The following is an 18,505-nucleotide window of genomic DNA, read 5'->3' as shown; positions in this document are numbered from 1 at the left end:
GTCCGCCCTGCCCTGCCTAGACTGGCGCCATGTACCGCGTCTCCCGCTATCGCCCCTGGTGGCTGCTCATCGTCCTGATGCTCGGCGGCACGGCGCTGTGTGCGCTGCTGGCCGGGCGCTATGCGCAACAGCGGGCGCTGGATGACGAAAGCCTGCAGGTGCGGCGTCAGCTCGGCCTGTATGCGCAGACCCTGCAGCAGCGCATCGATCGCTTCGGCACGCTGCCGCAGGTGCTGGCACTGGACCCGGACCTGCACCAGGCGGTGTCCCATCCGCTCACCGCCGCCGAGCGGCAGCGCCTGAACCTCAAGCTGGCCCAGGCCAACAGCGTCACCCGTGCCTCGACCCTGACCCTGATCGACCGGCACGGCATCGCCGTGGCCGCCAGCAACTGGGACCAGCCGACCAGCAATGTCGGCGAGGACTACAGCTACCGCCCCTACTACCAGCAGGCGATGGCGCGCGGCAGCGGGCATTTCTACGGCATCGGCATGACCACGGCCGTGCCGGGCTACTTCCTCTCGCAGGCGATCTACGACGATCGCGGCACCGTGCTGGGCGTGGTGGCGATCAAGATCGAGCTGCGCGCACTCGAACAGGAATGGCTGCAGAGTCCGGACATCGTGCTGGCCACCGACGCGCATGACGTGGTGTTCCTGGCCAACGGCGATGCCTGGCGCTACCGCCTGCTGCGCCCGCTCGGCCCGCAGGAGCGCAGCGAGATGCTGGCAACCCGCCAGTACGCCGACCGCTCGCTGCAGCCGCTGCAGGCCCGCACCGCGGAGGTGCTCGCCGACGGCGGGCGCATGGTGCGTGTGGAGCAGCCCGCCCTGCCACGGCCGGTGCTGTGGCAGACCCTGGCGCTGAACGAACCGCAGTGGAAATTGCACCTGCTGCATGACGCCAGCGCCAGCACGGCCGTCGGCCGCAGCGCCGCGCTGGCCGCTGGCGGGATCTGGTTGGCGCTGTGTTTCCTGGGCCTGTTCGTGCAGCAGCGCCGACGCCTGGCCGCGCACCGCCAGCGCAGCCGGCGCGAGCTGGAAAGCGTGCTCAAGCAGCATGCACAGGAGCTGCGCACCGCCCAGGACGGCGTGCTGCAGGCCGCGCAGCAGGCCGACAGCGGTCTCAGCCGCAGCCTGGCCCACCTGCCACAGGGCGTGGTGGTGATCGACAACGAGCAGAAGCTGGTGGCGTGGAACGCACGCTACCTGGAGCTGTTCCGCTTTCCGACCGGGCTGATCCGGGTCGGACGCCCGATCGAGGAGATCTTCCGCTACAACGCGCGCCGTGGCCTGCTTGGCCCCGGGCCGATCGATGAAGCCATCGAACGCCGGTTGAACCATCTGCGCAGCGGGCGCCCGCACATGCGCGAGAGCGAGAAAGACGACGGCACGGTGCTGGAGATCCGCGGCAACCCGCTGCCCGACGGTGGCTTCGTCACCAGCTATGCCGACATCACCGCCTACAAGAACACCGCGCGCGAACTGCGCTCGCTCGCCGATGCGCTGGAGCACCGCGTCGCCGAGCGCACCCGGGATCTGGATGAAGCGCGCCGCGAAGCCGAACGGGCCAACCGCTACAAATCACGGTTCGTGGCCTCGGCCGTACACGATCTGCTGCAGCCGCTGAACGCCGCGCGGATGTTCGTTTCGGTGCTGCGCGGCAAGCTGCAGGGCGACGCGCGCGAGCTCAGCGAGCACGTGGATGCCGCGCTCGCGGCGCAGGACGCCATCCTCAACAGCCTGCTCGACATCTCGCGGCTGGAATCGGGTGCGCTGCAGACCCATGTGCGCGCCTTCGCGCTGTCGCCGCTGCTGGAAACGCTGGCGCGCGAGTTCGGCCTGGCTGCCGAAAGCCGCGGCCTGCAATTGCGCTGGGTGGATACGCGGGCGGTGGTGGTCAGCGACGAGGCGTTGCTGCGCCGGATCCTGCAGAATTTCCTGTCCAATGCGCTGCGCTACACCCCGCGGGGCCGGGTACTGATCGGCTGCCGCCGCGACGGTGCCCAGCTGCGCATCGAAGTGCATGACCAGGGGCCGGGCATTCCCGACAGCCTGCAGGGCGAGATCTTCGAAGAGTTCCGGCGGCTGGACGATGGCGTGGACCAGGAACGCGGGGCCGGGCTGGGCCTGGCGATCGTGGAGCGCATCGGCCGCCTGCTCGGCCACCCGATCCGCCTGCGCTCGACGCTGGGGCGTGGCAGTGTGTTTTCGGTAAGCCTGCCCATGGGCGAGGCGGCAGACGTGGTGCCCGCATCGGCACCCGCGGCTGCCCCGGTGGTCGACACCGGCGATGACAGCCCGCTACGCCATTGCCGGGTCTGGAGCATCGATGATGATCCGCGGGTCTGCGCCGCCACCCGCGCGCTGTTGGAACGCTGGGGCTGTGCGGTTGAACTGGCCGATGGCCCGCAGGCCGCGCTGGACCTGGCCACGCCCGCCACGGTGCCGCAGCTGCTGCTGCTCGATGTGCGCATGGGCGAGTTCCATGGCCCCGATCTTTACGAGGCGCTGTGCGTGCAATGGCAGGCGCGGCCCCCGGTGATCCTGGTCACGGCCGAACGCGACGATGCACTGCGCGCACAGGCGGCCGAAAACGGGTGGGGATTCCTGTCCAAGCCGGTGCGTCCGCCGGCCTTGCGCGCGCTGATGACGCAGGTGCTGCTGCGCCATCGCGGTGATGCCACGCGCTAGATGCCGGGGCCTGCGTCCCCTTCCGGCTCCAGCGCCTTCACCAGCACCGCCGCCTGCGTGCGGCTGTGGCACTCGAGCTTCTTCAGGATCGCGGTCACGTGCACCTTGACCGTGTTTTCGGCCAAGCCCAGTTCATAGGCGATCTGCTTGTTGAGCAGGCCGTCGGCCAGGCACAACAGCACCCGGAACTGCTGCGGGGTCAGTTGCGCCAGCCGCGTGGCCAGCAGCGCATCGGATTCGGACCGCTCTGCCGCCATCGCCGGGAACCACACGCCGCCATCGAGCACCGCCGCCACCGCCTGGCCGAGCGTTTCGGCCGGCGCTGATTTGGGAATGAACCCCGCCGCGCCGAACTGCTGCGCCCGCCGGATCACGCGCGGGTGGTCGTTGGAGGACACGATCACCACCGGTATGTCCGGATGCGCACCGCGTACGTGCAGCAGCGAGGAGAATCCGCGCGCACCGGGCATGGTCAGGTCGAGCAGGACCAGTTCGATCTCGGCGTGCTGATCGAGCGCGCTTTCCAGTGTCGCGGCACTGGCCACTTCGATCACGTGGACCTGCGGCAGCGCCTGACGCAGGGAATGCACGACCGCAGCGCGGAGCAGCGGGTGGTCATCGGCGACCAGGACGGTGATGTCACTCATGCACGAAGTGTGGCATGCCACCCGGCGCACTGTCGCATTCGGCCGCTGACAGCTGGATGACAGCTCACCGGTGACAGGGTCGGATCGACATTTCCTTGTACTGGAGGCTGCATGCTGACACTCATCGGGCTATTGACCATTGCTGCACTGGTGGCTCTGCTGATCACCGGGCGAACGACGGCCATCATCGCCCTCGTGTTGGTCCCGCTGGTGGCTGCGCTGATTGTCGGAACCGGCACGGATGCGCTTGCTGGCTACTTCAATGACGGCTTGAGGCGGGTCGCCCCGATCGCTGCGATGTTCATGTTCGCGATCACTTTCTTCGGGGTGCTGCAGGATGCGGGGCTGTTCCGCCCCCTGGTTGACGGGCTGGTGCGGATGACTGCGGGCAATGTCGTCGCGGTCGCCATGATGACCGCACTGCTGGGGATGGTGGCGCATCTGGACGGTGCCGGTGCCACTACCTTCCTGCTCACCGTGCCGGCGCTGCTGCCGCTGTACCGGCGCCTGCACATGAGTCCGTACCTGATGCTGCTGCTGCTGGCGACCGGTGCAGGCATCTTCAACATGCTTCCGTGGGCGGGGCCGCTCGGGCGCGCTGCCGCCGTGACCGGCATCGACGTCGGCGTGCTGTGGCAGCCGCTGGTGCCGGTGCAGGTGGTCGGTGCGGTGTTGCTGCTGGCGATGGCGGCCGTGCTGGGGCTGCGCGAACGCGGGCGTGCGGCCCGCCTTGCCGCCAGTGGTGGCGACCTGGCGCCTGCCGGGACTGCTGCGCCGCTGCCCCGCGCAGCGGCGCCAGTACCCGTGCGCCATGCGGGGTTGAACGCGCTGCTGTTCGTCGCGGTCCTGGGTGCGCTGGTCGGTAGTCTGTTGCCCTCGGCCTACATCTTCATGATCGGTTTGGCGCTGGCCCTGCTGATCAACTACCGGGGCCCCGCGCAGCAGATGGAGGCGATCGCCGCGCATGCGCCGGCGGCACTGAAGATGGGTGCGATCATCCTGGCCGCGGGCTCGTTCCTGGGGGTGATGGACGGCAGCGGGATGCTGCGCTCCATCGCGGCGGACCTGGCCCATGTGCTTCCCGATTCCATGCTGCCATGGCTGCATGTGCTGCTCGGCGTGGTCGGCTTGCCGATGGAACTGCTGCTCAGTACCGATGCCTACTATTTCGGACTGCTGCCGGTGGTACTGGAGATCACTACGCCGCTCGGCGTGGACCCCGCGCACAGCGTGTATGCACTGACCATCGGGAACATCGTGGGGACCTTCATCAGCCCGTTCTCACCGGCGCTATGGCTGGCGCTGGGGCTGGCCGGAGCGGACATCGGGCGCCACATCCGCTACTCGCTGGGGTGGATGTGGGGCTTCTCTCTGCTTCTGTTGGGGGCTGCCTGGTTGCTGGGCGTGTTCTGATCTTCGCGCGGCGTGCTGTCACTGCCTGCGGGCAGCACGCTGGCGCGCCAGGCTTCCAGGAACTGGCGACGCTTGAGTGCGTCCAGATACACCAGCAGGCCGGGGCCGAGCTGGATCGGGCGAAGGTTGCTGGATGGCCCGCCGCCAGTAGTGGCTGCGGGCAGGATCGAGGTCAGGCGTGCCTCCCGTGAGAGGACCTGCTGCCCGCGCGGAGACAGCAGGTAATCCAGGAATCGGCCCGCTTCCTCGGGGTGCCGGCTGCTGCGCGGTATGACCGCCGTACGCAGCACCACCAGGGTGTAGTCCTCCGGTTCGACGATGGCCAACGGCGCGCCGGCCTCGATCCGTGCGCGTGCATAGGACCCCAGCACGTTGTAGACAAGCGCCAGTTCGCCCCGGCTGACCCGGTCCAGCAGCACGCCGGTCCGTTCCTCCAACTGCACCGCGTTGTCGCCCAGTGCACCCAGCAGCGCGCCGGCAATGCTGCCGCGCTGGCTGTCCTGGGTGGCCATGAGGTAGCCCACGTTGCTGCGCTCGATATCGTAGGTGCCCACCCGCCCTTTCAACGGTGCATCGGCAGCGTGCAGCAGATCGAGCAGTTGCCGGCGCGTGCGCGGCACCCGGTTCGCCGCCAGGCGGCGGGTGTTGTAGACCATGACCACCGGCTCGTAGCTGATCCCGAACGCCTCGTGCCGCCACTGCGCCCAGGAGGGCAAAGCATCGGTCTGCGCCGAGCGGTGCGGCAGCGCGTGTCCATCGTTGACGAGCTTGGTCTGCAGGTCCATGCCGCTGCTGATGAGCAGATCCGGTGCCGCACCAGGCCCCGGCACGTGCAGGTAACGGCTGTAGATATCCTGGGTGATGATGTCTTCGTAGATCACCTCCGTCCCCGGATGCAGCCGCTGGTAGTCGGCGATCACCGTGGCGAACACCTCGATGTCGGTCGAGCCATGGATGCGCAGCTGCGCGGTGGGCGTGCCCTGCGCGGGAAAGCGCTGCACGTCACCGGGGTCGGCCGCTGCAGTGAAAGCCACCAGCATCAACCACAGACCAGATAGAACCTTCATGCGTGCCTCCTCGGCAGCCGGATCGTGGCGATCAGGCCGCCGCCCACCCGGTTGGACAGATCGATATGGCCGCCATGGCTGTCAACCACGCGCTTGACGATCGCCAGTCCGAGCCCGGCGCCACCGGCGGCCGCACCTTCGCCACGCGCGAAACGCTCGAAGACCCGCTCCGCATCGGCCGGCGCGATGCCCGGGCCGTGATCGGCGATGGTCAGTACGCAGTGGGTGTCATCGGTGGTCAACGCGAGCTGCAACGCGCCGTCCCCACCGTACTTGAGCGCGTTGTCGATCAGGTTCTTGATCGCTTCGCGCAGCAGCAGTGCATCGCCGTTGACCCAGGCCGGCTCGCGGGTCACCGCCAACTGCACGCGGGGTGCGGGCAATGCCTGCGGGAGCGCCTCATGCAGGGCCTGGTGCACGGTCTCGGCCAGGTCCACCGGCGCGAACCGCTGCAGGTTCGCGCGATGGATCACGCTGGCATCGCTGAGCAGCTGGTTGAGCAGGCGGCTCATGTGGGTGGCGTTGCGCTCGATCGCCTGCAGGCTGCGGCGCATGTCCTCCGGATCATCGTCATCCAGTGCCAGCTGCGCCTGCGCGCGCAGCGCGGCCAGCGGCGTACGCATCTGGTGCGCGGCCTCGGCCATGAACGCGCGCAGGGTTTCATTGCTGGTCGACAGCCGCCCCATGAAGCGGTTCAGCGCACCGACCATCTGGTCCATCTCCTGCGGCGTGGCCGCATCCAGTGGCCGCAGATCGGAGGGCTCGCGCCGGGACAGCTCGCGTTCGACCCGCACCAGCGGCCGCAGCGCGCGGTGCACGCCGAGCGCGACCAGGGCCAGCGACAACAGCGAGAGCACCACGATCGCGACCAGGGCGCGGGTCACCATGTCCTGGGCAAGCGCCTCACGTGCGCGCCGGGTCTGCCCGACCTGCACACGGACTTCCGCCTGCGCGGACGGGGAGGAGACCCGCCGCGACACCACGACGAAGCGCACGGTCTCGCCGCTGTACGGCGCATCGAACAGCTGCGGACGATCGGTCGGCGTGCGGGGCGGTGCCGGCAGATCGTCGTAGCCGGTCACGGTCTGGTTGCGTGCATCGGAGACGCGATAGAACACGCGGTCTTCCGGCGCCATCGCCAGCAGGTCGAGCGCGGCGTAGGGCAGATCGACCTGCCACTGCGCCTCCACCAGCGCCACCGAATCGATGATCGACAGTGCCGAGGACACCAGCAGGTGATCGTAGGAACGATTGGCGGCGCGCTGGCCATAGTCGCGTGCACCGAAGAACAGCGCCACGGCGAACAGCGCCATCAAGCCGCCGAGATAGAGCCACAGCGTGCGCCGGATCGAGCTCGGCGCGCGGGCATCACCCGCCATCGGGACGGCTGCCATCGGGCGTGGCGTCGTGTGCTTCGAGCAGATAGCCGCTGCCGCGTACGGTGACGATGCGCAGCGGTGCATCGGCCAGCTTGCGCCGCAGGCGACCGACGTAGAGTTCGATCGCGTTCGGGCCGGCCTCGTCATCGAAGCCGAACAGGCCGTTGCCGATCTCGTCCTTGCCCACCACCTGCCCCAGCCTCCCCATCAGGATCTCAAGCAGGCGGTACTCGCGGTTGGGCAGCTCGATCGGCTGGCCGTCCAGGCTGACCCGGTGCGCGGCGTTGTCGAACTGGAAGCCACCAATCTGCACCACCTCGCTGGCCTGCCCGCGGGTGCGGCGCAGCAGCACGCGGCAGCGCGCCTCGAACTCGCGGAAATCGAACGGTTTGCCGAGGTAATCATCCGCGCCGACATCCAGCGCCTGCACGCGATCTTCGATCCCGTCACGCGCGGTGAGCATCAGCACCGGCGTGCTGTCGCCGCGCTCGCGCATGCCGGCCAGCACGCGCAGACCGTCCAGCTTGGGCAGGCCGATATCGAGCACGACCAGATCGAAGCTCTGGTAACGCAGCACGCTCGCCGCGGCCAGCCCGTCGCTCTGCCAGTCCACGGCATGCCCACTGCGGCGCATGCGGCGGACGATCGCGTCGGCCAGGTCCGGGTTGTCTTCCACCAGCAGGATGCGCATCGGTCGGGATCGGGAAAGGTGCGGGAATGCTAGCGCGTGCGGCCGCCTCCGTGCGCTTCGCTGCGGTGCAGCAATGACTGACAGGTGGATGACAGCATCCCGGCACTAGGCTGCGCCCTCGCGTCACCACTGAACATCCGGCACCTGGGAGGGTCCATGGAACTGAACGCATTGCGCTGCTGTCTGCCGGCTGCCTGCACGCTGTTGTTGGCCGCGCCGGCCTGGGCCGCCGACGACCGTGATGACGAGCGCCCGGTCACCGCCAGCCTCGGCGGCCGCCTGCACCTGGATTTCGCCGATTTCCACAACGACCGCCGCGGTATCCCGAACAAAGACGACACCGAGATCCGCCGCGCGTGGCTTGACGTATCCGGCAAGTTCTTCGTGGTCGACTACAAGATGGAAGCGGATTTCTCCGGCGACCGGGTCGAGGCCAAGGACGTGCTCGTCAGCCGCAGCTTCGGCGAAGCAGGCAAGCTGACCGTGGGCCAGTTCAAGCAGTTCTTCTCGCTGGATGACCGCACCAGCTCCAACTACGGCACCTTCCTGGAGCGCGGCAACGCCGGCACCACGCTGGCCCCGCTGTATCGCCTCGGCGCGTCCTGGCAGGCTGCACGCGGCGACATGACGTGGGCGGCCAGCGCCTACAGCCTGGAGAGCATCGACGCATGGCAGGTCAAAGGCCGTGCCGCCGGTGGCCGCGCTACCTGGGCGCCGGGCGCCACCGCCGGCGACGTGCTGCACCTGGGCCTCTCGCTGGCCCATGAGCGCTACGACAACCCGGGCGCGAACGGCGTGCCTGCCCTGCGCATCCGCCCGCGCCCGGCCGGCCACCTCTCCGATAACAGCCGCCTGACCCTGGTCGATTTCTCGGCCGGGCGCGATACCGACGTCAACAAGTGGTCGCTGGAATACGCTCAGGTGAACGGGCCGCTGTCCTGGCAGGGCGAGTTCAGCGGCGCCACCTTCGACGATGGCAGCCAGCGCGGCAAGGTGCTGGCCGGCTACGGCCTGGTCAGCTGGTTCGTCACCGGCGAATCGCGCGTGTACGACCGCAAGACCGGGCGCTTTGGCCGGGTCAAGGATTTCCAGCACCGGGCCGGCGCGTTCGAACTGGCCCTGCGCTACGACCAGATGCGCGGCGACCAGCACCTGATCGGCCAGCCCGACCTGCGTGACGGCCAGACCGAAGCCTGGACGCTGGGCGGCAACTGGTACATGCGCCCGAACCTGCGCTTCATGCTCAACCTGATCGAAAGCCGCAACCGCGACCGTCTGGCCGACGCCACCGTGGACCGCACCCGTGCCGTGACCGGCCGCCTGCAGTACGACTTCTGATCCCCTCCTTCCCCTCTGTTGCTTCTGGAGAATGCAGATGATGCTGAGCATCCTCGGCTTTGGCATGGTCATTACATTCATGTACTTGATCATGAGCAAGCGGCTCTCGCCGCTGGTTGCCCTCATCACCATTCCGATCCTGTTCGCGCTGATCGGCGGCTTCGCAGCCGGTATCGACGACATGATGCTGGAAGGCATCAAGAAGATCGCGCCGACCGGCGTGATGTTGATGTTCGCCATCCTGTACTTCGGGGTGATGATCGATGCCGGGCTGTTCGATCCGCTGGTGCGGATCATCCTGCGCTTCGTCAAGGGCGACCCGATGAAGATCGTGCTCGGCACCGCCATCCTGGCGATGCTGATCTCGCTCGACGGCGATGGCTCGACCACCTACATGATCACCGTGTCGGCGATGCTTCCGCTGTATCAGCGGCTGGGCATGAACGCGTTGAACATGACCTGCGTGACCATCCTCGCCGGCGGCGTGATGAACCTCACCCCGTGGGGTGGCCCGACCGCGCGTGCCGCCACCGCGCTGCACGTGGACCCGGCCGACGTGTTCGTGCCGCTGATCCCCTCGATGGTGATTGCCTGCGCCGGCGTGCTGGTCCTGGCCTGGTACCTGGGCATGAAGGAGCGCCGCCGCCTGGGCGTGGTCACCCTGCCGCAGGGCGGCAGCTGGATGGACAACAGCGTCTCCGATGATGGCAACACCCTGCCGACCGTGGAAGACGCCGAAGACATCAAGCGGCCGAAGCTGCTGTGGGTCAATCTGGGCCTGACCATCGCCCTGATGACCGCGCTGATCATGGGCCTGCTGCCGATGCCGGTGCTGTTCATGGTCGGCTTCGCGATCGCCCTGGTCATCAACTACCCGAACCTGGCCGAGCAGCGCCGCCGCGTGGTCAACCACGCCGGCAACGTGCTGTCGGTGGTGTCGCTGATCTTCGCGGCCGGCATCTTCACCGGCATCCTCAACAACACCGGCATGGTCGAGGCGATGTCGCACAGCTTCCTGGCGGTCATTCCCGACAGCTGGGGTCCGTACCTGGCGGTGATCACCGCGTTGGCCTCGATGCCCTTCACCTTCTTCATGTCCAACGACGCCTTCTATTTCGGCGTGCTGCCGATCCTGTCCGAGGCGGCCGGCAACTACGGCATCACCCCGGTGGAAATGGCGCGTGCCTCGCTGGCCGGCCAACCGGTGCATCTGCTCAGCCCGCTGGTGCCCTCGACCTATCTGCTGGTCGGCCTGGCCAAGGTGGAGTTCGCCGACCACCAGAAGTTCACCCTGAAATGGGCCATCGGCATTTCGCTGCTGCTGATGTTCGGTGGGCTGCTGTTCGGTCTGTATCCGCTTGCGTCCTGACCCGTTTACCAAGGAGCGTTCCGCCATGACTCTTCGCATCGCCTACGTCACCAGCGCCATGGGCAGTGTCGGCACTGCCATCTGCCAGAAGCTGGCCCGCAACGGCCACACCGTGGTGGCCGGCTGCGCACCCAATTCGCCGCGCAAGGCTGCCTGGCTGCGCGAACAGCGCGAGCTCGGGTTCGATTTCATCGCCTCGGAGGGCAACGCAGCGGACTGGGCCTCCACGGTGGCGGCGTTTGCGAAAGTGAAAGCCGAGGTGGGCGAGATCGACGTGCTGGTCAACAACGCCGGGGGCAGCCGCGACGTGTTGTTCCGCCAGATGAGCCCGGACGACTGGAATGCAGTGATGGGGTCCAACCTGCACGCGCTGTTCAACATCACCAAGCAGGTGATCGATGGCATGAGCACGCGCGGCTGGGGCCGGATCGTGAACATCGGCTCGGTCAGTGCGCACAAGGGCCAGATCGGCCAGGTGAACTTCGCGACGGCAAAGGCGGCGATGCATGGTTTCAGCCGGGCGCTGGCCAATGAGGTGGCAACGCGCGGGGTGACGGTGAATACGATTTCGCCCGGGTATATCGCGAGCCAGTCGATCAGCAGTTTCCCGCCGGATGTACTGGATCGCCTGGCGGGGTCGGTGCCGATCCGTCGTCTGGGCAAGCCGGAGGAGGTGGCCAGTCTGTGCGCGTGGTTGGCGTCGGATGACGCGGCGTATGTGACGGGTGCGGATTATGCAGTGAATGGTGGTCTGCACATGTTCTGAGGATTTTGCGCGTCCTGCTTGATGCGTGACCTCCCCCACGAGGTGAGCCGCGATGCTGATTGGCGTCGCGGCTTTTTTTTGGCTGGTTTGCGTTGTGTGGGCGTCGTTTCGGCAGTGCCGGCCGCTGGCCGGCACCTCGCGATGGCGGGTTCAGGGGGTTACCGGCCAGCGGCCGGCACTACCGGCACCACCGACCGACGGTCGGTGGCTACCCCACCGGATCAGAACTCCGCAGCGACCGTCATGAACAGCTGGCGCGGCGCGCTGGCGTGGATCGCGTATCGGGTGCCGGTCGGGTCGGTCGGGGCGAACGAACTGAGCTGGCCGGCGTAGCGCTTGTTGGTCAGGTTGGTTGCGTTGAGCGAGACCTTGATGTCGCGCAGGCCCATGCCCGGCCCGAACGAGTACCCCATGCCCGCATCGAAGGTGGTCACACCCGGCACCGACTGGTCGTTGGTGTAGGTGTAATACCGCTTGCCCGTGTACTTCGCGCGCAGGCTGGCGAAGAAGCCATCGCGGTTCCAGCTGATTTCACTGGAGGCCATGCGCTCGGGCGTATCGACCGTGATCTTCCCGGCCACCGGCACGATCGCACCGCCCGAGGTGTAGTTGTCCTCGTAGGTGGTCTTGTTCCACGAGAGCGCGTTGTACCACTGCAGGCCGTCCATCGGCTTGAGGATGAAGGTCAGTTCCGCACCGCGGCTCTTCACCGAACCGACGTTGATGAAGCGCGTGATGCACTCCGGTCGCGTACCCACTTCGATGCTGGTGCACGGGTTGAGCGAGAGCAGGCGGTTGTCGAACATCACGTGGTAGGCCGCGATCGAGGCCTGGTACTTCTCGCCGAAGGTGCGGAAGCCCGCTTCCAGCGTCTTGGACTTCTCCGGCTCCAGCCCGGCGCTGGCGGCGAAGGACTCCGGCGAGACCTGCAGCGGGCCACCGCTGCCGCCACCGACGAAGGCGGCGATGTTCTCCGAGTACGAGGCGAATACTTCCTGGTTCGGGCTCAGCTTGAAGCCGATACCGGCCTGCGGCAGCACCGATTCCTTGGCGGTCAGGGTGCCGGAGGCGTAGCTGGCTTCGGTGCCCGGCTTCGCATTGGCGGTCATGCGGGTGTTCGGGCTCTTGATGCCCACATCCACGGTCAGGCGGTCGTCCAGGAAGCGCATGCGGTCCTGCACGTAGAACTGGCGCGTGCGGATGTCGAAGTCCTGGTCGAACAGGCGGCGGTCCGGGTGGTTGAGGTAGCCGTCATCCAGGAACGGACCGGTGATGTAGTAGAAGTTGCGCTCCACGTTGTGGTCGTTGCGCTCGTACCACAGCCCTGCTTCCAGCGAATGGATGCCCCACTGCCAGCTCAGCGCGGCGGTGATGCCCTGGCGGTTGATGGTGTAGTTGGTGCTGCGGATGGAGATCGGCAGCATCTCCGGCGTGCCTGGGTTGGACGGCTGGCCCGGTGCCCACCAGTGGCCCTGGCCGCGGTTCTCGTGGTGATAGCCGAGCAGCTTCAGGCGGGCGCTGTCGCCCAGGGCGAGGTCGGCATCGAGCGAATACAGGTTGTCATCACGCAGGGCGCGGCTCTGGTAGTACGCATCATCGATGCTGTTGACGCCACCGGTGAACGCACACTTCTGGGCGTTGTAGGTGCCTGGTGCGCAATAGGCGGCGGCGACGGCGCGATCCCAGTCCGGCGCGTAGATGTTCCAGTCCCAGCCCAGGCCGCGTGCCAACATGCTCTTGGAGAGGTAGGCGTAGTTGGCCTGGCTCACGCGCGAGGTCGCGGCGAACGCGCCGAAGCGGTTGTCACCCACGTTCCAGATCGCCTTGGCATTGAACTGGCGGGTGGTCTGGTTCTGGTTCGGCTCGGCCCACATATCCGCGTCCTGGTGCACGCCGGACACGTAGGCAGAGAAGCCATGGATATCGCCGGTGTCCACGCGCAGGTAGCCACGGCGCTGGTTGTCATCGCCCACGGTGACACTGGCCTTGCCGCCAAACTCGGTGGACGGGTCCTGCGAGAAGTACTGGATGGTGCCACCGAGGTTGCTGGTGGAGGCCACGCCCAACGAGCCGATGCCCTGCGACAGCTCGGCGCCGGCCAGGTTCTCGGCGATCAGCGCACGCGCGATGCTCAGGCCGTTGTAGTTGCCGTAGCTGTTGTCACCCAGCGGGATGCCGTCCAGCGTGTAGCCCAGGCGGCTCTTGTCGAAGCCACGCAGGCTGATCGTCTGCGATTCTTCATTGGCGCCGAAGGCATCATTGGACTGCACGGAGACGCCCGGCAGGCGGTCGAGGATCTTCTGGCCGCTGGTACCCGGCGGCAGCACTTCCTTGTCCACGGCGGTAATCCGCTGCACCTGGCGGGTCTCGCCCTGGCCGATCACCGAAACGGTGTCCAGGGTCTGCGCGCTGAGCGCGACGTTGGCAGCGGCGGTGGCGTCTACATCGACAGCGTGGGCGTTGGCGGCGCACAGCGCGAGCGCCACCGCGATCGTCAGGGGTCGGGTAAGCATGGTCGTCCGTTACATGGGGGAAGATGACCTGCGCAATGCAGGTGCATGACCAGCATGCGAGCGGAACATGAAAGGATGTTTACGGTGCGGGTCATCGCAGATGAATTGCGATGCAGTGCTCATTAACGCACTGAGTGCAGGTGGAAGGCGCGCGAGCTTGCCGGCCAGCGGCCGGCACTACTCGGGGGCGAGCTGGTCCATGCGGATGCGGTTGGCGAACAGCGAGAAGGCGAGCATTCCGGCCAGCCCATTCGCGCGGCTGACCCAGTGCGGGAGCCAGCGCGGCGGGCGCAGGATGCCCTCTTCGAACAGCGGCGCGAACGCGATCGCATCGGTGAGCGACATCTTGCCGGCAAACAACCAGCGGCAGACCTGCAGGCGGTCTTCGGCCAGCATGTGGCGGAAGAAGGTGTGCACCGAGACCAGCCCGCGCAGGTACACGGTGTCCTTGGTGAAGGCTGCGCCGCCGCTCGGCGGCACGCCGCGGAACACGCGCTGGGCCGAGGCAAAGCTCTCTTCGTTGTTCTGCCCCGCCGCGCAGAAATAGCGGAACACCTCGATGAAATCGGCGCCCTCGCGTGCCATCGCGATGGCTTCGGTACGCAGGCTGATGCGCTTGAGGCGCTCGATGTCGATGCTGCCGGTGATCTGTTCGGCGAACGTGGCCAGCCCCTCCTGAGTGGCGGTGACCCGCGGCGAGGACAGCGCCAGGCTGGGCAGGTGCGGCTGCTCGCGTCCGTTGAGTGCGGTCAGCGAGTGCACCAGTGCTTCATGGTGGAACAGCTGCGCGCGGTCATAGGCGCTGAAGCGGGCACTGGTGCGCAGGCGGATCCGGTTGGGGCCGGCGGCGGCCTTGGAAATCAGCTCCGGGTCCAGCTGCACGGTGATGATGCGCGACTCGAAGAAAGCATCCAGATCGCTCTGCAACTGCAGCTGCAGCGCAGTGGCCGAGACCGGCACCTGCTCTTCGGGTGCGAGCAGTTCGTGGTCCAGCTCCTGCGCGATCTGGATGAAGTGGCGGGCAGCATCGCGGGTACTGGGTCCATTGCCTGGCAATGGCTGCTCCGGCGCGCCGAACAACTCCACCGAATAACGGTCGACCTCGGCGGTGCCCAGCGATTCGAGCAGGCCGGCGGCCTGGTCCCAGCTGTGCGCCGAGCGCTGCACATACAGGCCGATGGGATGGTCGGGATCGCATTGGGCGCTGATCGCGGCCAGCCGGTGGCGGGTATCGCTGAAATCGAGCCGGGGGTAATCGACCTGCGGCAGCACCGGCTGGCCGCGGGCGACGCTGGCCAGGAACGGGGCCTGCAGCGCGGCCGGCCAGCTGGTCAATCCCAGCAGTTTGATCCCGCCCACCGCCTCGACCAGTTGGGCATCGAGCGCGGTGTGGTGGGCAACGTCACGATCCACGATCATTGGCGTGTCCATGGACGGACAGTAGCAAAAGCTATCGCCGGCCGCCCTTACCGCCCGGGCGCCACTGGGCGCCCTTGCCCACGTGCTTGCGTTCGATCGCCTGCTGCGCCTGGCGCACGGCCAGCTTGGCAGCGGCGGCGGCCACTTCTTCTTTCAGCTTGAAGTAGTTGAGCAGGCGCTCTTCATCCAGCGTGCCGTCCTCGATGGCCGCGCGGATCGCGCAGCCTGGCTCACGCTGGTGGGCGCAGTCGCGGAAACGGCATTGCGCCGACAGGGCTTCCACGTCGGAGAAGCCGCCTTCGCTCAGGGCCTCCTCACCGGTCGGCTTGAGTTCGCGCATGCCGGGGGTATCGATCAGGCAGGCGCCGGCCGGCAGCGGGATCAGCGCGCGGTGGGTGGTGGTGTGGCGCCCGCGCGAGTCATTGACGCGCACATCGGCGGTCTTCATCCGCTCCTCGCCCAGCAGCGTATTGGTCAGGGTCGACTTGCCGGCCCCGGAAGATCCCACCAGCACCACGGTCTGGCCGGCGGCCAGCCACGGCAGCAGGGCCGAGGCACTGGCCGGGTCCTTGCCGTTGATGGCCAGCAGCGGGATGTTCTGCGCCGCCAGTTCTTCCAGCACGTCCAGGGCGTCCTGACTGTATTCGGTCTGGTCGGCCTTGGTCAGCACCACCACCGGCTGCGCGCCGCCCCCGCCGACCAGCAGCAGGTAGCGTTCGATCCGGCGCGGATTGAAGTCCGCATCCAGGCCGCAGACGATGAACACCGTATCGATGTTGGCCGCGATCACCTGCTGGTGGTAATGCTCGCCGGCCGCGCCACGCTTGATCGCGGTGCGCCGCGGCAGCAGGGCCACGATCTTGATCCCCTCCAGCAGCACCCAGTCGCCCACCGCCGCGCGCTCGTGGCTGGGGAAGCGCGGGCGCTGCCACTCCGGCGGCGACTCGGTCTTGATCGCCGCGTCCGGCGCATCGGACACGATGTAGCCGGTGCGATGCTGCTCGATCACCCGGCCCGGGCGCGCCTGCGGGAACTGCTCGAACAGGGCCTGCCAGGCCGGCAGTTCAGGGCCGCCCGGCCAGGGCCAGCCGATGGTCTGCAGGGCACGGTAATCAGTGGGTTCGCTCATCGTGCCCATTCTAAAGGGTGTGGCGGCCGGGCGTCGCCGCGATGGGTCGGCGCCGCGGTGGAGCGGTGGAAATCCTTTCACTTGAAACCGCCTTGCCAGCGCAGGGAATGCGGCCGGAAACGCTTGCCCTGCAACGCAACAATTCCGCTACCATGCGGTTTCCATGCCTGAATGACGGCCCGTTCATGTCCACGCCCCCGCTGAAGCCGCTCGCCACCCGCGAGCGCCTGTCCGAAGTCCGCTACGAGATCCGGGGCGAACTGGCGCGACGAGCGCGGGAGCTGGAGGCCCAGGGCCGCAAGCTGATCAAGCTCAACATCGGCAACCCGGGCAATTTCGGGTTCCGTGCGCCGGAGCACCTGCAGCGCGCGATCGCCGACGACATGGGCCGCACCGATCCCTATACCCACCAGCAGGGCCTGCCGGAGGCGCGCGAAGCCATCGCCGCCGCGTACGCCCGGCGCGGCGCACCCGATGCGCACCCGGACCGGGTATTCATCGGCAACGGCGTCAGCGAGTTGATCGACCTGTCATTGCGCGCCCTGCTCAACCCGGGCGACGAAGTGCTGGTGCCCTCGCCCGATTACCCGCTGTGGTCGGCGGCGACCATCCTCAACGATGGCCGCCCGGTCTATTACCGCTGCGCGCCGGAGAACGGCTTCCAGCCCGACCCGGTCGAGATCGAGGCCCTGGTCTCCTCGCGCACCCGCGCGATCGTGCTGATCAACCCGAACAACCCCAGCGGCGCCAGCTACTCGCGCGAGCTGCTTGAGCGCATCGTCGCCATCGCGGCCAAGCACAACCTGCTGCTGATGGTCGATGAAATCTACGATCAGATCCTCTACGACGATGCGCAGTTCCATGCCGTCGCGCCGCTGGCCGGCGAGCACCCGTGCATCACCTTCAGCGGCCTGAGCAAGGTGCATCGCGCCTGCGGATGGCGGGTGGGCTGGGCGATGCTGTCCGGCGCGGCCGAGCGGCTGGGCGAGTTCCGCGCGGCGATGGACCTGCTCAGCGCGCTGCGCCTGTGCGCCAACGTGCCCGGCCAGTACGCCATCGACGCGGCGGTGAACGGGCCGGACACCATCTCGCCGCTGTGCGCGCCCGGTGGCCGCCTGTATGAAACCCGCCGCGCGGTGATCGAGGCCTGCGATGCCAGTGAGCATCTGTCGCTGGTGGCGCCGGCCGGCGCGCTGTATGCGTTCCCGGCGGTGGTCGGTGCGGCGGCACGCAGTTTCGACGACCATGATTTCGCGCTGGAACTGATGAACGAGGAAGGCGTGCTGGTGGTGCCGGGTTCGAGCTTCAACGTGCCCTACCGCCACCACTTCCGCGTGACCCTGCTGCCCGAGCCGGAGGTGATGCGCGATGTGTTCGCACGCATCGACCGCGCCCTGGCACGCCGTGCCGAGGCCAACACCAAGGTGGTGCCGCTCAAGCCGCGCAGCGCGGTGGCCTGATGGGCCTGCCGTATCTGGCGCTGGGCGACTCCTACACGATCGGCGAAGGCGTCGCGCCGGCCGGGCGCTGGCCGACGCAGCTGGCGGCAGCGCTGCGCGACATCGGCGTTGCGGTGGATGATCCGACGATCATCGCCACCACCGGCTGGACCACCGACGAACTTGAAGCCGGCATCGATGCAGGCGCACCGCAGGGGCCGTTCGAGCTGGTGAGCCTGTTGATCGGGGTCAATGATCAATACCGTGGGCGCAGCGTGGACGAGTACCGCCCGCGCTTCACCGCGCTGCTGCAGCGCGCGCTCGCCTTCGCCGGTGACCGTGCCGCGCGGGTGCTGGTGCTCTCGATCCCCGACTGGGGCGTGACCCCGTATGCCGTGGCATCCGGGCGCGACCGCGTGCAGATCGGGCAGGAACTGGATGCCTACAACGCGGCGGCGGCAGCGATCTGCGCCGAGCACGATGTAGCGTTTGTCGACATCACCGACCTGAGCCGCCAATGGGGGGGCGAGACGGTGATGCTGGCCGACGATGGCCTGCACCCCTCCGCGGCGATGTACACGCTGTGGCACCAGCGCGCGTTTGAGGTAACGCGCGTGCTGTGGGCGGAGCCGAGCCGCTGAG

Annotated in this window: 13 protein-coding genes and 1 pseudogene; 7 read left to right on the top strand and 7 right to left on the bottom strand. The window is 67.7% G+C overall.

Features of this window, described 5'->3' with window-relative positions:
- Positions 1 to 29: 29 nt before the first annotated feature.
- Positions 30 to 2,693 carry a PAS-domain containing protein gene (locus POS15_RS00515; RefSeq protein WP_019183784.1) on the top strand — a complete coding sequence of 888 codons (2,664 nt, stop codon included), beginning with the start codon at positions 30 to 32 and terminating at the stop codon, positions 2,691 to 2,693.
- Here POS15_RS00515 and POS15_RS00510 read toward each other — a convergent pair.
- Complete coding sequence (locus POS15_RS00510; RefSeq protein ID WP_019183783.1) at positions 2,690 to 3,340, bottom strand: response regulator transcription factor; 651 nt, start codon at positions 3,338 to 3,340, stop codon at positions 2,690 to 2,692. The two genes, POS15_RS00515 and POS15_RS00510, sit on opposite strands and share 4 nt — an antisense overlap.
- Positions 3,341 to 3,451: 111 nt before the next feature.
- On the opposite strand from POS15_RS00510, the gene POS15_RS00505 reads away from it, so the two are divergent.
- Positions 3,452 to 4,753: a citrate:proton symporter gene (locus tag POS15_RS00505; RefSeq protein WP_070473624.1), complete on the top strand. Its 1,302-nt coding sequence runs from the start codon at positions 3,452 to 3,454 to the stop codon at positions 4,751 to 4,753.
- 38 nt (positions 4,754 to 4,791) lie between these two features.
- Here the strand turns inward: POS15_RS00505 and POS15_RS00500 are convergent.
- The 3 genes and pseudogenes from POS15_RS00500 to POS15_RS00490 form a co-directional block, all read right to left on the bottom strand.
- Positions 4,792 to 5,820: pseudogene (locus tag POS15_RS00500) on the bottom strand (ABC transporter substrate-binding protein); the annotation flags it as partial.
- Positions 5,817 to 7,214, bottom strand: a complete 1,398-nt coding sequence (locus tag POS15_RS00495; RefSeq protein WP_235318946.1) for a sensor histidine kinase — start codon at positions 7,212 to 7,214, stop codon at positions 5,817 to 5,819. The gene POS15_RS00495 and the pseudogene POS15_RS00500, both read right to left, overlap by 4 nt.
- The gene (locus POS15_RS00490; protein WP_019183779.1) at positions 7,189 to 7,890 is read right to left on the bottom strand and encodes a response regulator transcription factor; all 702 of its coding nucleotides are present in this window, start codon (positions 7,888 to 7,890) and stop codon (positions 7,189 to 7,191) included. The genes POS15_RS00495 and POS15_RS00490 overlap by 26 nt, the downstream gene beginning before the upstream one ends.
- Positions 7,891 to 8,046: 156 nt before the next feature.
- On the opposite strand from POS15_RS00490, the gene POS15_RS00485 reads away from it, so the two are divergent.
- From POS15_RS00485 to phbB, 3 genes are read left to right on the top strand one after another with little or no spacing between them, the layout of a single operon-like run.
- Positions 8,047 to 9,228: a porin gene (locus tag POS15_RS00485; protein ID WP_284128790.1), complete on the top strand. Its 1,182-nt coding sequence runs from the start codon at positions 8,047 to 8,049 to the stop codon at positions 9,226 to 9,228.
- Positions 9,229 to 9,268: 40 nt separating this feature from the next.
- Positions 9,269 to 10,597: a CitMHS family transporter gene (locus tag POS15_RS00480; protein WP_070427462.1), complete on the top strand. Its 1,329-nt coding sequence runs from the start codon at positions 9,269 to 9,271 to the stop codon at positions 10,595 to 10,597.
- 25 nt (positions 10,598 to 10,622) lie between these two features.
- A complete protein-coding gene (gene phbB / locus POS15_RS00475; protein ID WP_019183776.1) occupies positions 10,623 to 11,363 on the top strand; it encodes an acetoacetyl-CoA reductase in 741 nt (246 codons plus the stop codon).
- Between the two features lie 221 nt (positions 11,364 to 11,584).
- Here phbB and POS15_RS00470 read toward each other — a convergent pair whose 3' ends face one another.
- The 3 genes from POS15_RS00470 to rsgA all read right to left on the bottom strand — a co-directional run bounded on the left by POS15_RS00470 (position 11,585) and on the right by rsgA (position 16,433).
- A complete protein-coding gene (locus tag POS15_RS00470; RefSeq protein ID WP_284128789.1) occupies positions 11,585 to 13,876 on the bottom strand; it encodes a TonB-dependent receptor in 2,292 nt (763 codons plus the stop codon).
- Between the two features lie 177 nt (positions 13,877 to 14,053).
- Positions 14,054 to 15,295 (bottom strand): flavohemoglobin expression-modulating QEGLA motif protein, encoded by a 1,242-nt coding sequence (locus POS15_RS00465; protein ID WP_284128788.1) that lies wholly within the window; start codon positions 15,293 to 15,295, stop codon positions 14,054 to 14,056.
- Positions 15,296 to 15,326: 31 nt separating this feature from the next.
- Positions 15,327 to 16,433, bottom strand: a complete 1,107-nt coding sequence (gene rsgA, locus POS15_RS00460) for a ribosome small subunit-dependent GTPase A (RefSeq protein WP_019183772.1) — start codon at positions 16,431 to 16,433, stop codon at positions 15,327 to 15,329.
- Positions 16,434 to 16,609: 176 nt separating this feature from the next.
- On the opposite strand from rsgA, the gene POS15_RS00455 reads away from it, so the two are divergent.
- Together POS15_RS00455 and POS15_RS00450 are read left to right on the top strand one after the other, a co-directional pair.
- Positions 16,610 to 17,884, top strand: coding sequence for a pyridoxal phosphate-dependent aminotransferase (locus POS15_RS00455; RefSeq protein ID WP_019183771.1), 1,275 nt, complete (start codon positions 16,610 to 16,612; stop codon positions 17,882 to 17,884).
- Entirely contained in the window at positions 17,884 to 18,504 is a 621-nt protein-coding gene (locus POS15_RS00450) for a GDSL-type esterase/lipase family protein (RefSeq protein ID WP_019183770.1), read from the top strand. Before POS15_RS00455 ends, POS15_RS00450 begins: the two co-directional genes overlap by 1 nt.
- The last annotated feature ends 1 nt before the right edge of the window (position 18,505 follow it).

Source organism: Stenotrophomonas sp. BIO128-Bstrain, assembly GCF_030128875.1.
GTDB classification, from domain to species: Bacteria; Pseudomonadota; Gammaproteobacteria; order Xanthomonadales; family Xanthomonadaceae; genus Stenotrophomonas; species Stenotrophomonas bentonitica_A.
The sequence above is the reverse complement of the archived record's forward strand: the minus strand, read 5'-3'. Positions and strand labels throughout refer to the sequence as shown.